11 protein-coding genes are annotated in these 15,176 nt (G+C 62.0%); 8 read left to right on the plus strand and 3 right to left on the minus strand.

Annotated features, from left to right (window positions below; all coding sequences use genetic code 11):
- The 5 genes from M2447_RS09510 (at position 1) to M2447_RS09530 (ending at position 4,394) form a co-directional block, all read left to right on the plus strand.
- Positions 1-300, plus strand: a complete 300-nt coding sequence (locus M2447_RS09510) for a FeoA family protein (protein ID WP_277558418.1) — start codon at positions 1-3, stop codon at positions 298-300.
- A 113-nt stretch (positions 301-413) separates the two neighbouring features.
- Positions 414-653 (plus strand): FeoA family protein, encoded by a 240-nt coding sequence (locus M2447_RS09515; protein WP_277509995.1) that lies wholly within the window; start codon positions 414-416, stop codon positions 651-653.
- On the plus strand, positions 650-2,851 hold the full coding sequence (gene feoB, locus M2447_RS09520; protein ID WP_277509994.1) for a ferrous iron transport protein B: 2,202 nt from the start codon (positions 650-652) through the stop codon (positions 2,849-2,851). The genes M2447_RS09515 and feoB overlap by 4 nt, the downstream gene beginning before the upstream one ends.
- A gap of 129 nt (positions 2,852-2,980) precedes the next feature.
- Positions 2,981-3,136, plus strand: coding sequence for a FeoB-associated Cys-rich membrane protein (locus M2447_RS09525; RefSeq protein WP_277509993.1), 156 nt, complete (start codon positions 2,981-2,983; stop codon positions 3,134-3,136).
- Positions 3,137-3,278: 142 nt separating this feature from the next.
- Positions 3,279-4,394, plus strand: coding sequence for an LptF/LptG family permease (locus tag M2447_RS09530; RefSeq protein ID WP_277509992.1), 1,116 nt, complete (start codon positions 3,279-3,281; stop codon positions 4,392-4,394).
- A gap of 261 nt (positions 4,395-4,655) precedes the next feature.
- On the opposite strand, the gene M2447_RS09535 is transcribed toward M2447_RS09530, so the two are convergent.
- The 3 genes from M2447_RS09535 to M2447_RS09545 form a co-directional block, all read right to left on the minus strand.
- The gene (locus M2447_RS09535; RefSeq protein ID WP_277558419.1) at positions 4,656-9,356 is read right to left on the minus strand and encodes a glycosyl hydrolase; all 4,701 of its coding nucleotides are present in this window, start codon (positions 9,354-9,356) and stop codon (positions 4,656-4,658) included.
- A 399-nt stretch (positions 9,357-9,755) separates the two neighbouring features.
- Complete coding sequence (gene lpxI, locus M2447_RS09540; RefSeq protein WP_277558420.1) at positions 9,756-10,598, minus strand: UDP-2,3-diacylglucosamine diphosphatase LpxI; 843 nt, start codon at positions 10,596-10,598, stop codon at positions 9,756-9,758.
- A gap of 212 nt (positions 10,599-10,810) precedes the next feature.
- On the minus strand, positions 10,811-12,421 hold the full coding sequence (locus M2447_RS09545) for a DegQ family serine endoprotease (protein WP_277558421.1): 1,611 nt from the start codon (positions 12,419-12,421) through the stop codon (positions 10,811-10,813).
- A 162-nt stretch (positions 12,422-12,583) separates the two neighbouring features.
- On the opposite strand from M2447_RS09545, the gene M2447_RS09550 reads away from it, so the two are divergent.
- The 3 genes from M2447_RS09550 to M2447_RS09560 all read left to right on the plus strand — a co-directional run bounded on the left by M2447_RS09550 (position 12,584) and on the right by M2447_RS09560 (position 15,052).
- On the plus strand, positions 12,584-13,114 hold the full coding sequence (locus M2447_RS09550; protein WP_277558422.1) for a gamma carbonic anhydrase family protein: 531 nt from the start codon (positions 12,584-12,586) through the stop codon (positions 13,112-13,114).
- Between the two features lie 206 nt (positions 13,115-13,320).
- Positions 13,321-13,947, plus strand: a complete 627-nt coding sequence (locus M2447_RS09555) for an aquaporin (protein WP_192881134.1) — start codon at positions 13,321-13,323, stop codon at positions 13,945-13,947.
- Between the two features lie 97 nt (positions 13,948-14,044).
- A complete protein-coding gene (locus M2447_RS09560) occupies positions 14,045-15,052 on the plus strand; it encodes a glycoside hydrolase family 43 protein (RefSeq protein ID WP_277509987.1) in 1,008 nt (335 codons plus the stop codon).
- Positions 15,053-15,176: the final 124 nt, after the last annotated feature.

Here is a 15,176-nt window from a genome sequence, read left to right on the forward strand (position 1 = left end):
ATGACAACCAGACCGCATAATCCGCACGGTCGCACCCAGTCGCACGGGGGCGGGCAGCGCATGAAGCTCACCGAGCTTCCGGCGGGGGCGTCGGGGCGCGTGTGCGAGTTGTCGGGGAAGGTCGAGGTGTGCCAGCGGTTGCGCGAGATGGGGTTTTGCGAATCGGCGGTCGTCGATAAGATTTCCGGCAGGCACACGCTTCTCTGCCAGCTTTGCGGCGTGCGCGTGGCGCTCAGCTCGGTTGCGGCGCAGCATATCGTCGTCGAGCCAATCCGCGGCGCGGCGGCGCGCGCGGTGTGAGTTTTTTCAATTCAATCTATCAACCGCGAATGGACGCCAATGAACGCGAATAGACAAAAGTATTTCTGCCTTTATTCGCGTCAATTCGCGTTCATTCGCGGTTAGAAAATTTCATGCCAAACACCCGCAAACTTTCCGAGCTCACCATCGGCGCGACGGCTGTCGTGCGCGAAATGCCGAAAACCGGCGCGGCTTCGCTGCGCCTGCGCGAAATGGGCCTGTTGCCCGGCGCAAAAATAACTTTCATGCGCGCCGCGCCGCTCGGCGATCCGCTCGAAATAAAAGTGCGCGGTTACAATCTCACGCTGCGCAAAAGCGAGGCCGAGCTCGTGATCGTGGAGGCGGCGCAATGAGCGAAAGCGCCACCCAGTCTTCTCCCGCGCCTTCGCGTCCGCTTGTCTACGCGCTCGTGGGCAATCCGAATTGCGGCAAGAGCACGCTGTTCAACGCGCTCACCGGCTTGAGGCAGAAGGTCGGAAACTATCCCGGCGTCACGGTTGAAAAAAAGGTCGGCTCCGCGTATTCGCAACACGGGCATCCGATCACGCTCATCGATTTGCCGGGCGCGTATTCGCTCGCGGCGCGCTCGCCCGACGAGGCGGTGACGCGCGACGTGCTCCTCGGCCGCCGCGCCGACACGCCGCAGCCCGACCGGATTTTGTGCGTCGTTGACGCGGCGAATTTGGAGCGGAATCTTTACCTCGTGCACCAGGTGCTCGATCTCGGGCGGCCCGTGATTCTCGTGCTCAACATGATGGATCTCGCGGAGCAGGCGGGGATCACCATTCGCGTGGCGCGCCTGGAAAAATTGCTCGGCATCCCCGTGATCGCCTGCGAGGCGGCCAACGGAAAGGGCATCGTCGATATCAAGCTCGCGATGAGCCGCGCCGACCTGCCGCTCTCGCGCCACGCGTGGGACGTGCCCGCGGAGATCGCGCCGGCGGTCGCGGAGTTGCAATCGTCGCTCGTCGCCAACGACGGCAAGGCGCCGCTCATCGCGCGCGCGGAGGCGTTGCTGCTGCTCACCGACCAGGACGCGATGCGCGTGGCCGGCTCGACTCCGTTGAGCGCGCGCACGCACGCGATTCTTGAAGGCTGGAAAAAGCGCTGGGACACCGAGGAGATGGACTGGTCGGGCGCGCTTGTGAACAGCCGCTACGACGCGATCTCCGCGATTTGCGAGGGCATTGTCGAGCAGAGGGAAAACGCCGCCGCCGGTTCGTCGCGCAGCGACAAAATCGACGCGGTGGTGACGCATCCGGTGTGGGGCTGGCTCGTGCTCGGCGCGCTCATGACGGTGCTGTTCCTGAGCATCTTCACGTTTGCCGGATATCCGATGGAGCTGATCGAGGGCTGGTTCGACGGGCTGGCGGGCCGGGTGAAGGACTCGATGGCGCCGGGCGATTTGCGCGACTTGATCACCGACGGCGCGATCACGGGCGTGGGCGGAGTGGTGGTGTTTTTGCCGCAGATATTGATTTTGTTTTTCTTCATCGGACTGCTCGAAAGCACGGGCTACATGGCGCGCGCGGCGTTCATCATGGACCGGCTGATGAGTTTTGTGGGGCTGAACGGAAAGGCGTTCATACCGCTGCTCAGTTCGCACGCGTGCGCGATTCCGGGCATCATGGCCGCGCGCACAATCGAGAGCCCGCGCGACCGGCTCGTCACGATTTTGATCGCGCCGTTCATGAGCTGCTCGGCGCGCCTGCCGGTTTATTTCCTGATGATCGCGACAATCGTGCCGGGCGGCGAGGCGTCGCTGGCCATGAAGGTCGGCCTGATGATGCTCATGTATATGCTCGGGCCCGCGGGCGCGTTTGGGTTTGCGTGGTTGTTCAAGCGCACGCTGCTCAAGGGCGAGCCGCCGGTGCTGATCATGGAGCTGCCGCCGTATCGCCTGCCGCGCATCCGCGACGTGCTGCTGCACATGTTCGAGCGCGCGTGGATGTTTTTGAAACGCGCGGGCACGGTGATTTTGGGAATTTCGATCGTGCTGTGGTTTTTGTCGGCGTATCCGAAGCTGGATAATGAAAGGAGTCAGGAGTCAGGAGTCAGGAGTCAGGAGATGGCGGCGGCGAACGCGGAGGCGGTTGTTGTTGTCGAGAATGGCGGAAATGAAAGCGAGCAACTGAAGCATAGTTTCGCGGGCATGGCGGGGCGCGCGCTTGAGCCGGTTATCAAGCCGCTCGGTTTCAACTGGGAAATCGGCATCGGGCTGATCGGTTCGCTGGCGGCGCGCGAGATGTTTGTCTCGACGCTGAAGGTGGTCTACAACGTGGAGAGCAAGGACGAGGACGACGTGGTGCCGTTGCGCGATGCGCTGGCGAAGGCCACGTGGCCCGATGGACGTCCGCTGTTCACGCCGCTGGTGTGCCTGACGCTGATGATATTTTATGTTTTCGCGATGCAATGCCTGGCGACGCTCGCCGTGGTGCGGCGCGAAACCAATTCGCTGCGCTGGCCGCTGTTTCAGCTCGGCTACATGACAGGCACCGCGTGGGTGGTGTGCTTCGCGGTTTATCAAGTGGGCACGCTGCTCGGTTTTTAACCGCGAATGGACGCGAATGAACACGAATAAAAACAGAAGACGGCGCTCGCAAGGTAGCACAGACATTCCTGTCTGTGCCGAGCGGCGCACGATTCATGGCACAGACAAAAATGTCTGTGCCACCTTGCCATGAGCGCGACGTTTCAGACTGTGGCGGCGTTGGTGATCGTTGGGGTCGCCGCGACGTGGCTTGTGTGGCGCGCGTGGAGCAAGCGCAAGAAACCCGGCTGCGGCGACAACTGCGCGTGCCCGGCGGACGAGTTTAGGAAGAAGCTCAAACGGTAGGGCGAAGCCTCCGGCTGGGCCGAAATGTGGGCGATAGACGAACGGTCCCCGGCTGTTTCACCCCGCCAAAGGCGCCGGATGTTTTTGCGGACAGGGAATGACGGCTTGCATCGGGCGGGTTGTGATTTTTTATCAGCGGTTCTTGAAAACGATCGACCGGCATATTTTGCGCGAATGGTTGGGCTTCCTGCTCATCGTGGTGTTGGCCACGCTGGGGATGTTGCTCGTCCAGTGCATGATTCAGGACTTCGGCGATTTGCGAAACAAGGGCGCGAATATCGTGGACATGGGGCAGTATTTCGCGGTCAGGGTGCCGAGTTTTTTGTCATTTGTGCTGCCGATCATCCTGCTCGTGTCGCTTCTGTATGTGCTGGGACGGTTGCACCGCGGAAACGAAATCACGGCGATGCGCGCGGCGGGGCTGGGCTACGGGCAGATAACGCGGAGCATTTGGGTCGTGGGCGTGCTGATGTGCGGCGTGATGTGGTGGCTCAATGCGAGCATCGTGCCCTGGTCGGTGGAGAAATCGCTGACAATGTTGCAGGAGCTCGGATTTCGCAACGAGGCGAAGGCCGCGACCGACGCGGGTTCGATCGGGGTGACGCGCATGGTGACGTTCGACAACGACCGCGAGGGGCGCATTTGGTTTATGAACCGTTACAGCCGCTACGCGCAGCGCGGTTACGGCGTGACGGTGTCCGAGTTCACCGTGCGGAGACAGGAAAAGCTGCGCATTTACGCAAAGGAGGCTCATCTCGACAAGGAGCTTGGCTGCTGGGTGTTTCACAATGGGCGCGAGACTTTGTTTGATCCCGAAACCGGCGCGGTGACGGGCTCCGCGCCTTTCGACGAGAAGGCGGTTTCGTATTACAAGGAGGCTCCTGAGTTGATGTTGAGTTTCGACGTAAAACCGAAGGACCTGTCATTTTTTCGACTCAGGCAGATCATGGATTATTTCGAGGTGCTGGAGAGCCCGAAGCTCAAGATTTACGCGATGCGCTACTACGGGATTCTGGCGGGAACATTCGCGCCGCTGATTGTGATTTTGATCGCGATTCCATTTGCCATCACCGGCGTGCGCGTGAATCCGGCGGTCGGCGTGTCGAAATCGCTCGGTTTGTTTGCGATTTATTTTGCGCTGGAAAAAGTGGCCGAGTCGATGGGGTCGCAGGGCATTTTGCCGCCTGTTGTCGCGGCATGCCTGCCGGGCGCGGCGTTGTTGCTCATCGGCGGTTGGTTTTACGCGCGGATGCGCTGATGTGATAAACCGCGTTTGAGGGGATGTCTGAGAAGCCGTCTGTTTTTTTCAGTTTCTAAACGCGGCAGATTTCATAGGGAGTGCAACCTATTGGGGGCCACTGAAACGAATGGCATTTGGGGCAAAATTAGGTAACGGGGTTTTGACTGATGCTGCTGTTTGCGTGTTCGCGCGGGCGGTGAAGCGTCTTTGGCGTGGAATAAAAAAATCGGACGAAGCGGAATGCTTCGTCCGATGGAATAGGGAGGACTGGAGGGATGCTTACTTTTCCTCGACGAGTTTTGAGAACGCGAGTTTTGCCGTGCCGATCAGGCCGGAGGGCAGGGGGCCGTAAGCCCAGTGGATGGAGTTGGCCGGCTTGGCCTTTTTGGGATCGGGAAAGTGGACGTCCATCGTGTTCGCCCAGGTGAGGCGCTCGGATTCCGGCAGGGTGGCGTCGTGCAGGCAGCGGTTCACCCATGTGTTGGCCACGGCGATTTGCAGCGTGTTTTTGCCGGGACGCACGGCGTCGGTGATGTCGAGCCGGTAGGGCGGACGCCAGAGCGTGCCGGCGAGTTTTCCGTTCACCGTGACTTGCGCGACTTCGCAGACCTGGTCGATCTCAAGATACACGCGCTGGCCGGCGGCGGTTTCGTTTTTGTCGAGCGCGATCTCCTTCTCATACGTCGCGACGCCGGAGTAGTGCTTGATGCCGGGCTCCCGCGACTCCGTCCACGAAGTGAGTGTGGCGAAGCGTTGCGGGCCGGCGGGCGCGCCCCATTTGGCGTCGAATGTCACTGCCCACGGGCCGGCGAGCGTTTTGGGCTCGGGGATTTTGTCGGCGGCGAGCGCGCGCGTTTGGCCGCCGGCTTTCTTGATTTCAACTTTCCCAGGCGTGAAAAATTCCGCGCCCATTTTGCCCTTGGTTGTCACGTAAAGGCGGGGCGATTTCGGCTCCGGTTCGGCGCATTCGGGGGGCGGCGCTTTCGCGAGGTCGAGAGCGGCGATTTTTTTGGCGTCGAATGCCTTGTCATACACGGCAAAGCCGGTCGCGCGGCCCTTGAACAAGCCTTGGATGGCCGCAGGCGGGTGGACGACGCGGCCGGAGGCGGAGCCGGTGGCGATTTGTTTGCCGTTGAGGTAGAGCGCGGGGACGTTGTTTTTGTAGACGAGGGCGATGCGCGCGTTTTCAGGCACGGGGTTGTCCCAAACCAGAACGGTGTTGCGGAAACGGGCTCCGTGCTCGAAGACGGCGATGGAGTTGCGGCCCACGCTCAGGCCGGCGCAGGCGTGGGCGTCGTCGCCGGCTTTCTTGTGCATTTCCTCGGGATAGAGGAGAATGTTTTCGTTTTTCAACGATATGACGCCCTTGGTTTGTTGTTCGGTGAGCGGACGGTCGGCGGCGGGCGTCGCGGTCACGAGGACGGTGAAGTTCGTCGCGATGGCGGCGTTGTCGGCCAGGGCGGGCGGGGAGTCTTGCATGTTGCGCGCCCTGCCGCTGGCGCTGGCGCGGGAGTCGGCTGTTATTTTTTTGGCGTCGAGCGCGGTGTCATAAACGGCGAATTCGCGGGCCTTGCCCTTGAACGCCTCGCGGGTGCCGGCGGGCGGGTGGACGATGCGGCCGGAGGCGGAGCCGGCGGCGATTTGTTTGCCGTTGAGGTAGAGCGCGGGGACGTTGTCCTTGTAGACGAGGGCGATGCGCGCGTTTTTGGGCACGGGGTTGTCCCAGACCAGGACGCTGTTGCGGAAACGCTCGCCGTGCTCGAAGACGGCGATGGAGTTGCGGCCCACGCTCAGGCCGGCGCAGGCGTGGTTATTGTCGCCGAGGGCCTTGTGCATCTGGTCGGGATAGAGGACGAGGTTTTCGTTGTCCAGCGACACGATGCCACGGGTGTTTTGCTTGGTGAGCGGGCGGTCGGCCGAGGGCGAGGCGGTCACGAAAACCGTGAAGTCGCCCGCGAGCGCCGTGTTGTCGGCCAGCGCGGGGCGCTCGGACGGGGCGGTGTTTTTGATTGTGTCCGGCGCGACGTTTTTGGCGCGGGCGTCGGCGAGGATTTTGGAGGCGTCGAATGTCGTGTCATGCACGGAGAATCCGTCCGCCCCGCCCCTGAACGCTCCCCGGAGGGTCGCGGGCGGGTGGACGACGCGGCCGGAGGCGGAGCCGGCGGCGATTTGCCTGCCGTTGAGGTAGAGCGTGGGGACGTTGTTTTTATAAACGAGGGCGATGCGCGCGTTTTGGGGCACGGGGTTGTTCCAGACCAGGACGCTGTTGCGGAAACTGGCTCCGTGCTCGAAGACGGCGATGGAGTTGCGGCCCACGCTCAGGCCGGCGCAGGCGTGCTTTTTGTCGCCGACTTTCTTGTGCATTTCCTCGGGGACGAGGAGGATGTTTTCCCCGTCCAGCGATATGACGCCCGTGGTGCTCCGCTCGGTGACGCGGCGTTTCGCGGCGGGCGAGACGGTCACGAAAACCGTGAAGTTTTTGGTGATGGTTTTGTTGTCAATGATGGTTTGGTCGTCGGCGGGGGGAGGCGGCGTGACGGGAAACGCCGGCTTGCCGTCCACGGTCACGCTCGACGCGGGTTGCGCGCGCGGCGCGTTTTTGCCGCCGAACACGACAAAGACGCCTTCGAGGGGCGCGAGCGCGAGGGGGATGCGCGTGCGGCCATCGGCTTCGTCGAGCACGGGCACGGGTGTGATTTCGCCGGTTTCGGGGTGCCAGATGGAGGCGGGTTTTCCGGCGACGTCGAAGGACATGATTCCCGAGCGCGGCGCGGTGGAGTCCTTGTTGGCGATGTGGAACCACTCGGAGCCGTCGATGTGCTCGCGGTGCGTCCACGCGATGTCCTTGGGGGCGAAGGCATCATCGAGCATGCATGTGAACGGTTCGCGGAGGCCGAGGGCGGCGATGGCCTCGTCGGGCGTGTGGCCGGCGTAGAAAACGCCCTTGCCGATTTTGCGGGCTGACTTGGAGCCGTCGCCGAAAAGTTCCGCGACGAGTTTTTGCCAGCGGGCGCCGGCTTCGGCGCCGCCGCGCAGGGTCGGGTTGAAGGCGGGCTTTTTTTCGGCGGAGACACGCGCGCCCGCCTCGACGAGGGTTTTTAGTTTTTCGAGTGTTTCGGGGAGCAGCGTGGTGTCCTTGGAGACGACCATGAGCTCGTAGTTCATGCGGCCGGGGCTGGCGAGGCGTCCGTTTTCGACGCGGAGGAAATTGCGCACGGCGTCGCCGTCGGCGATGTCGTATTGATGATTGGAGCGGAGCGCGAGGTGGGCGCTTCCCGAGGGGACTTGGTCGCTGTAAAAGTAGAGGACGCGGTTGGCGGTCTTGCCCTGCTGGAGCATGTATTGCGTGCGCGAGATGTAGGTGAACCACGGCTTGGAGAACGGCCACCAGGTGAGCTTGCGGTTTTGGGCGGTGCCCCAGGGGTTCATTTGCCAGCCGGGGGAGCGCTCGTCGGGCTGGTGCGAGAAGGTGTGGAAGACGAGGAGGTTCGCGCCGTCAAGAAAGCTGCTGTCCACCGTGCCCTTGAGGCTCCAGGGGGAATGCGCCCAGTTGCCGCGCCGTCCGGTGATCGTTTCGATGGCGACATAGCGCTTGCCATAAAAATGCGAGGCACTGGCGGCCTCGGCGCGGCGCGACAGCTTGGCGGGGCCGGAGACGCGGATGTTGTTGATGAGGTTTTTCTCGCGGTGCGGCTGCCAGAGGGTTCCCATCGGGACGTCGGAGGCGCGGTAGCCGCCGAGCGGGTTGCGCGCGAAGCTTTCAACGAGGTCCTGCGTTTCGTAGCGCAGGCCGGCGGCGTGGATGCGCGCGGCCATTGTTTCGTAGAAGTTTTTTGCGATGAGGGCGGCGAAGGTTTGGCGGAGGTCGCGGAGGAAATTTTCCGTCGTGGTTATGTCCCCGATGCATTCGCCCGCGTAAACGGCCAGCCACGGCAGGATGTCGTAGCCGTTTTGCTCGCGGAAATAGCGCTCGAAATTTTGCGTCCAGTTCTGGTGCCCCGCCTCCCATGAGTCGGTCTCGATGACGGAAAATGTTTTCCCGGCGAGCGGGCCGGCGGCGTCGAGCATTTTTTTCGAGTAGCCGTCGAAGTGCTGGTTGACGAAGGCGGGCTCGAACTTGTCCACCTCGAGGCCGCGTCCCTCGGCGGTGGCGGGATAGGTGGTCTTGCCCGTGGTGGTGTAGCCGACGCGCATGACAACCCACTCGCCGTCGGGCACGCGCCAGCGGAGCGCGCCGCCGGTGACGCTGGCGGTGAGGTTGCGAATCTCGTCGAGGCGCAGGGCGCGCTCGGGAGGGACGGGCTTGGAGGGCGCGGCTCCCTCGGGGCCGGAACCGCGGTCGCTGGCGGCACCCGCCATGAACTTGAAGCGCGTGACGGGTGACTTGCCCGAGGGGCCTTTCGCGGGCCAGGCGAGCACGGCGATGTCGCGGACGAAGTCGAGCTTGCGGTCGAGCTCGGGCAGCGCGATGGACTGCTCCGCGCCGTTGCCCGTGACACGAAGGGTTTTGAACGTGAGCTCCTTCATCGATTGCTCGGGAGTGATCCACGGGCCGCCGGCCTCGGACCAGCCGTCGCAATTATGAATGCCGACTTCAATGCCGTGTTTCGCGGCGGTTTCGGTGGCGAAGCGAAAGAGGTCGAACCACTCGGGCGAGGCGAAGGGGACGGGCGCGGGGTTTTTGTCGCGATTGCCGACGGAGAAAACCTGCGCCTGCCCGATGCCCTTGTCGGCCATCTCGCGCAAGTCGGCCTCGATGCCCGCGCGCGAAACATTGCCGTTGAGCCAGTGCCACCAAGTTTGCGGACGCGCCCAGCCCGAGGGCGAGGCGAAGGCCGCGGCGTCGAGCGTGTGCTCGGGCTGATCGGGATTGTGGCTGGTGTATTTGAGGAAATCCCCATCCGCGTTTGCGGCGTGAAGGAATGTTCCGGCGAGGAACAGGCTGGCGATGAGTGCGGGGATGAGTGCGCGCAGTTTCATTGAGTGTCGGATGTTTTTAGTGGATGTTGTTGCGAAAACGGGGATGCGGCGTAACGGGATGCGAAGGCAGGCGTTGAGGGATTTGAACGATTGGGGACCAGGGGGCTTATTTATGATTCAAGTCGGTCATATAATTTTTAGAGAAATCCTTATTCTCGAATGACCGTCAAGCCCTTTCAGGAATTTTCAGCCAGTGAAACATGCTTCGGGTTGCCGTGGAGTAACGAGGTGCGGCGATGCGCGGGGATACCCCTTCGGGGCAGGGGGGGATACAACGATTTTTACTTAAAACATCGAACAAATGGATGGGTCAATTTTTTTAGATTGGTGCGATCACTTCCTCATATGCGCAAATCGCGCGCACGTTGTTGGATTTCACCCGCGCCGAGGGGGCCGGGGTCACTCGAATCCGCAGAGCGAGATGCCCCATGCCTTGGCCTGCGCGATCACGGCTGGCTTGTCGAGCATGATGACTCGTCCGGCCTCGAGCGCGGCGGCGTGCAGACCGGATTCGCGCATCACTTCAAGCGTGCGTTGTCCAAAAACAGGCACGTCAAACCGATAATCCTGGTTGGCCTTGACCGTTTTTACAAAGAGCGTGCCGTCGGTCTTGAATGTTCCCGCGCGGCGCAGCATTTCGTCGGTGCCCTCAAACGCCTCGACCGCGAGCACGGTGCCTTTGCGGACGACGCAGCCCTGGCCGATGTCGAGGCGCGCGGATTCGCGCGCGATGTGGATGCCGTGCTCCAAGTATTCGTTGTTGATGGGGAATCTTCCCCCGGTCATGACGCCTGTTGAGGCGAGTTGCTCGTCCAGAAAGCAGCGGGCGTCGAGCATGCGCACGCCGGCTTTTTCGATTTCGGCGGCGAGCGCGCCAAAAATTGTTTCCGCGTTGCGGCGTTTCAACGAAAAGAGGATTTTGATTGCGAGCAAATCGGGGTGCAGCCCGCCAAAGAGGCGCTTGGGCGTGATCTGCCCCGCCATGAGCGCGTAGCCGGTGCCAAACTCGCGCAGCGCGCGCAGCGCCTTGCCCAGTTGTCCGACATAAACCATGCGCCGCTCGGCGTCGGGGAAGGTGGCGTAAAGCTCGGGCGGTGTTTCCTCATGAAATGCAAGCAGCCGGATCGGTATGCCCGCCCGTCGTATCGCATCGGCGACAAGCACGGGGTATCGCCCCTGTCCCGCGATGAGCGTGATGGGTTTGGCGGTGTCGAAATCTTCTGGAAGAAAGCGCGATAACACGATGGGCAAATGCGTAATGCCCGCGCCGCCGCGCTGGCAAGGCTGGAAACGGGGGCGTGTCCCCGATTGGAGGGCGCGATGTAATTCGACTTAAGCCGAATTGGGGCGATTCAGGTGGGGCGATGTCGTCGCGGCCAAAAAGTAAAACGTCCCGGTCTGCGTTGGCGCAGGCCGGGACGTGGTATGATGGTTATGTTTCGGGCCGCCTCGTTTTATTTTTTCGAGGCTTCGGGAGATTCGGTTTCGTCAACGAGGACAAAGCGGGTGCCGCCGCGGCTCCAGACGCGGAGGAGCGTCTTTTTCGAGGGCGGGTTCTCGGTGAGTTTGACGGCTTCGTCGGCGTTGGCGACGGGTTCGCGGTTGATTTCCTGAATCACGTCGCCGGGGCGCAGGCCGGCGGCGGCGGCGGGCGAGTCGGGATCGACGTCGGTGATGACCGCGCCGGTGATGTTGCTTGAAATGCCGTAGGCGCGGCGGGTGCGGGCGTCGAGATCGGCCACGCCGACGCCGTTGAGCGTGCCGTTATCCTCGGTTTTGGCGCCGCCGGATGCGTCGTTGCCGGATGTGCTTTTCTCACCGGGTTGGTTGCCGACGATGATGGCGAGTTGCTCGGGCTTGCCGTCGCGCATCACGGTGATGGATGCGCTGGTGCCGGGAGCGACGGCGGCGACGGCGAGGCGGAGCGTGCGCCCGTCCTTGACTGCGCGTCCGTTGAAATCGGTGATGATGTCGCCGGGCTGAATGCCGATTTTCGAGGAGGGGCCGTCGGGCGTGACCTCGGCGACGAGCGCGCCGTCGGCGTTTTTGAGTTTGAATTGCCCGGCCATTTCGGGCGTGAGGTTTTGCACGGCGACGCCGATGAAGCCACGGACAACTTTGCCGTTGGCGACGAGTTGCTCCATGACGCTGCGGACGAGGTTGGCGGGAATGGCGAGGCCGATGCCTTGGAAGCCGCCGGAGCGGGAGAGGATGGCGGTGTTGATGCCGATGACGCGTCCGCGCATGTCGGTGAGCGCGCCGCCGGAGTTGCCGGGGTTGATGGAGGCGTCGGTTTGGATAAAATCCTCGTAGCCCTGGCCGTCCTCAATGATGCCGACGCCGCGTCCGAGGGCGCTGATCATGCCGGCGGTGACGGTCTGGCCGATGCCGAAGGGATTGCCGATGGCGAGCACGCGGTCGCCGACTTCGAGTTGGTCGCTGTCGGCAAAGGTGGCGGCGGGCAGGCCGGTGGCCTCGACTTTGATGACTGCGATGTCGGTTTTCGGATCGGTGCCGATGACCTTGGCCTTTAATTCGCGTCCGTCGTTGAGGGAGACTTTGATTTCGTCGGCACCGTTGACGACGTGCGCGTTGGTGAGCACGTAGCCGTCGGCGGAGACGATGACGCCGGAGCCGAGGCCGGTTTGCTCGGGCTGGCGTTGCATGCGGCTGCCGCGGCGGTTGTTGCCGCGATTGCCTCCGCTGCCGTCATCGTCGCCATACGGTCCGAAAAATGGGCCGAAGAAATCGCGGAATCGCGGGTCGCTGAAAAATGGATTGTCGGCGACAGGGACGTTTTTGGCGCGTTCGGTGACGAGCACCTTGACGACGCTGGGCGCGACTTCCTTGACGATGGGCGCGTAGCTTTCGGTGGCGGAGGGCGCGGTGCGGGTGAGCGGGGTGGCGTCGACTTTCATTGTGACGCCCGGTTTCTCGTCCTGTTTCGCGAAGGCGACGGCCGAGAGCGTGATCGCAGCCACGGCGACAAGGCTGCCGCCGAGGAGGGCGAACGGGCGGCGTGCGGTTTTTGCGTGATGGGCGGGTTGCGTGTTGTGGTTTGTCATAAGAGCGGATGTTTGAAAAATGGATGTGTCTTTTGGAATGTTTCGCCCCGACTATCGCACGAATTATTTTCGGATATCTTTCGTGAAGCTTACTTTTTTGTAATTTTCCGTGTGCTTTTGCGGGATTGGGAGTAGTGTCTCCGTGTAACATTTTCAACAATCATGACCGTTCACGATCGTCTCGCAGCCCATCTCTCGAAAACTCCCGACACAGCCAGCGCCAATTGGGTCGCCGCCAACGCGACCGTTGTGGGCGATGTCACGCTCGGACCCAAAAGCAGCGTGTTTTACGGGGCGGTGTTGCGCGGCGACATTGCGCGGATCGTGGTGGGCGAGGGCTCGAACATTCAGGACAACTGCGTGGTGCACTTGGCGGACGATCTCGACGCGATCATCGGCGACTGGGTGACCGTGGGCCACGGCGCGATCATCCACGCGTGCACGATTGAGGACGAGTGCCTGATCGGCATGGGCGCGACGGTGCTCGACGGCGCGAGGGTGGGGGCGCGGAGCATTGTGGGTGCGGGCGCGGTGGTGACGCCGCGCACGGTGATCCCACCGGGCTCGATGGTGCTTGGCGCGCCGGCAAAGGTCGTGCGCCCGCTCAGCGAGGTGGAACAGGCTAAGCTCAAGGGCTGGGCTGAAAAGTATGTGCATGTTTCCGCCGCGCACGCGGCGGCTGCGAAAAAATAATGTGCGAATCGTGAAAAGGCGGTAAGTTGTGCCGGAGCGTCCGTTTTTGCGGGCGGATGCGCGCAATGAGCGCATGCTGGCACCGGTTAAAAAGATTGTGTGCAAAATTTTTGCGTGTTGCCTTTTTTCGCGGGCTTCAATTTTTCCGTTCATGTTATTCGCCCTGGGGCGGGTAGCGACACATCCTAATTCCATCACATACTATTATGAAAAAACTCATTGTTGAATTCATCGGCACCTTTTTTCTGGTGTTCACCGTCGGCATGGTCGTCAACCAAGGCCCCGTCCTTGGCGCGCTTGCCATCGGCTCCGCGCTCATGGTCATGGTTTATGCCGGCGGCCATATTTCCGGCGGCCATTACAACCCGGCGGTGACGCTCGGCGTTTTCCTGCGCGGCAAATGTGAGGCGAAGGATGTCGTGCCCTACTGGATCGCGCAATTCGCGGCTGCGGTCGTGGCGGCGATTGTTGTTTGCCTCGCGGTCGACGCGAGCTTGAGCCTCGGGGTGGGCGGCGGCATTGAGAAGGTCGTTCCGTGCATTATCGCCGAGTTCATCGGCACGTTCGCGCTTGTCTGGGTGGTGCTCAACACCGCCACGTCCAAGGGCACTGCGGGCAACTCGTTTTACGGGCTGGCGATCGGCTTCACGGTTTTTGTCTGCGCGATTTCGGTCGGCGGCATTTCCGGCGGCGCGTTCAACCCGGCGGTCGGCCTCGGCGTGTTCGCGATGGGCAAGGCCAATCTCGCGATGCTCGTGCTCTACATCGTCACCGACCTCGTCGGCGGCGCGGTCGCGGCGCTCACCTACAAGATTGTCAACGGCAACGACTGAGTTTGCTCGCAATCCTCAATTTGCTTCGAAAGCCGGACGTGTTTCGTCCGGCTTTTTTCATTTGGAAAAATCATGGTTGGCGGATAATCCCCAAATCATGACGCGTTTCATTGCAACCACCCTCCTGTTCGCATCGCTGGTGTTTGGGTTCGCAGCGTGTGCGACGCCGCGCAATTCCGATTCGCCGCAAACCGCCTATCTTTTCACTTATTTTACCGGCAACGGCAAAAGCGGCCTGCACCTCGCCTGGAGCGGTGACGGCTACAAGTGGAACGCCCTCGGATCGGGCGCGAGTTACCTGAAACCCCGTGTCGGCGAGTCGAAGCTCATGCGCGATCCTTGTGTGGCGCGCGGCCCCGACGGCGTTTATCACATGGTGTGGACGACTTCATGGGACGGACGGACAATCGGTCACGCATCGACGCGCGATTTTCTCACATGGTCGGAACAGGAGGCGATTCCAGTCATGGCGGGCATCGACGGCACGCGCAACTGCTGGGCGCCCGAAATCATTTACGACGACGAGGCGGGGCGGTTTGTCATCTATTGGTCATCGACTGTCGAGGGTCGTTTCCCCGAAACCGCCGGGACATCGGAAAACAAATACAACCATCGTCTCTATTACACGACCACGACCGATTTCAAAAGCTTCCCGCCCGCGCAATTGCTCTACGAGCCGGGCTTCAGTGTGATTGACGGCACGCTCATCAAGTTTGGCGGACTCTGGCATCTCATCGTGAAGGATGAAACCGTGACGCCCCCGAAAAAGCATTTGCGCATTGCGACCGGCGCGCACTCCACGGGGCCGTTTGTCGCGCCGCCCGCGGCCCCGTTCACTCGCGATTGGGTTGAGGGGCCGGCGGCGTTTGTCGGGCGCGAAGGCGAGGTGCTTGTGTATTTCGACGTGTATCGTGAAAAACACTACGGCGCGATGCGTTCGCGCGATATGAAAACGTGGGAGGATGTGACCGACAAAATCTCGCTGCCCTCCGGGGTGCGCCACGGCACAGTGATCGAAGTGCCCGCAGCCCTCATCGACAAGTTGCGCTCAACCGATCTTGCCATGAGGCGTCCGCCGCCGCGGGCACCGTTGATTCTGCCGTGAGCCGAGCCACTGGACAAGGCGGCGCGCGGCCATTCCTGCCTGCGCATGCGATTCGCCTTTGCCAAATTTATCCGCACACCCAGTCATGGTTTGACAAAAATACCTCTTTGGCGGGCTTTTCTTC

It is taken from the genome of Ereboglobus sp. PH5-10 (genome assembly GCF_029504735.1).
GTDB lineage: Bacteria > Verrucomicrobiota > Verrucomicrobiia > Opitutales > Opitutaceae > Ereboglobus.

Bases quoted from the DNA above. Each gene is read 5' to 3' on its own strand.
- M2447_RS09510 (WP_277558418.1), top strand. From the start codon at position 1: ATGACAACCAGACCGCATAATCCGCACGGTCGCACCCAGTCGCACGGG.
- M2447_RS09515 (WP_277509995.1), top strand. From the start codon at position 414: ATGCCAAACACCCGCAAACTTTCCGAGCTCACCATCGGCGCGACGGCT.
- feoB (WP_277509994.1), top strand. From the start codon at position 650: ATGAGCGAAAGCGCCACCCAGTCTTCTCCCGCGCCTTCGCGTCCGCTT.
- M2447_RS09525 (WP_277509993.1), top strand. From the start codon at position 2,981: ATGAGCGCGACGTTTCAGACTGTGGCGGCGTTGGTGATCGTTGGGGTC.
- M2447_RS09535 (WP_277558419.1), bottom strand. From the start codon at position 9,356: ATGAAACTGCGCGCACTCATCCCCGCACTCATCGCCAGCCTGTTCCTC.
- M2447_RS09545 (WP_277558421.1), bottom strand. From the start codon at position 12,421: ATGACAAACCACAACACGCAACCCGCCCATCACGCAAAAACCGCACGC.
- M2447_RS09550 (WP_277558422.1), top strand. From the start codon at position 12,584: ATGACCGTTCACGATCGTCTCGCAGCCCATCTCTCGAAAACTCCCGAC.
- M2447_RS09555 (WP_192881134.1), top strand. From the start codon at position 13,321: ATGAAAAAACTCATTGTTGAATTCATCGGCACCTTTTTTCTGGTGTTC.
- M2447_RS09560 (WP_277509987.1), top strand. From the start codon at position 14,045: ATGACGCGTTTCATTGCAACCACCCTCCTGTTCGCATCGCTGGTGTTT.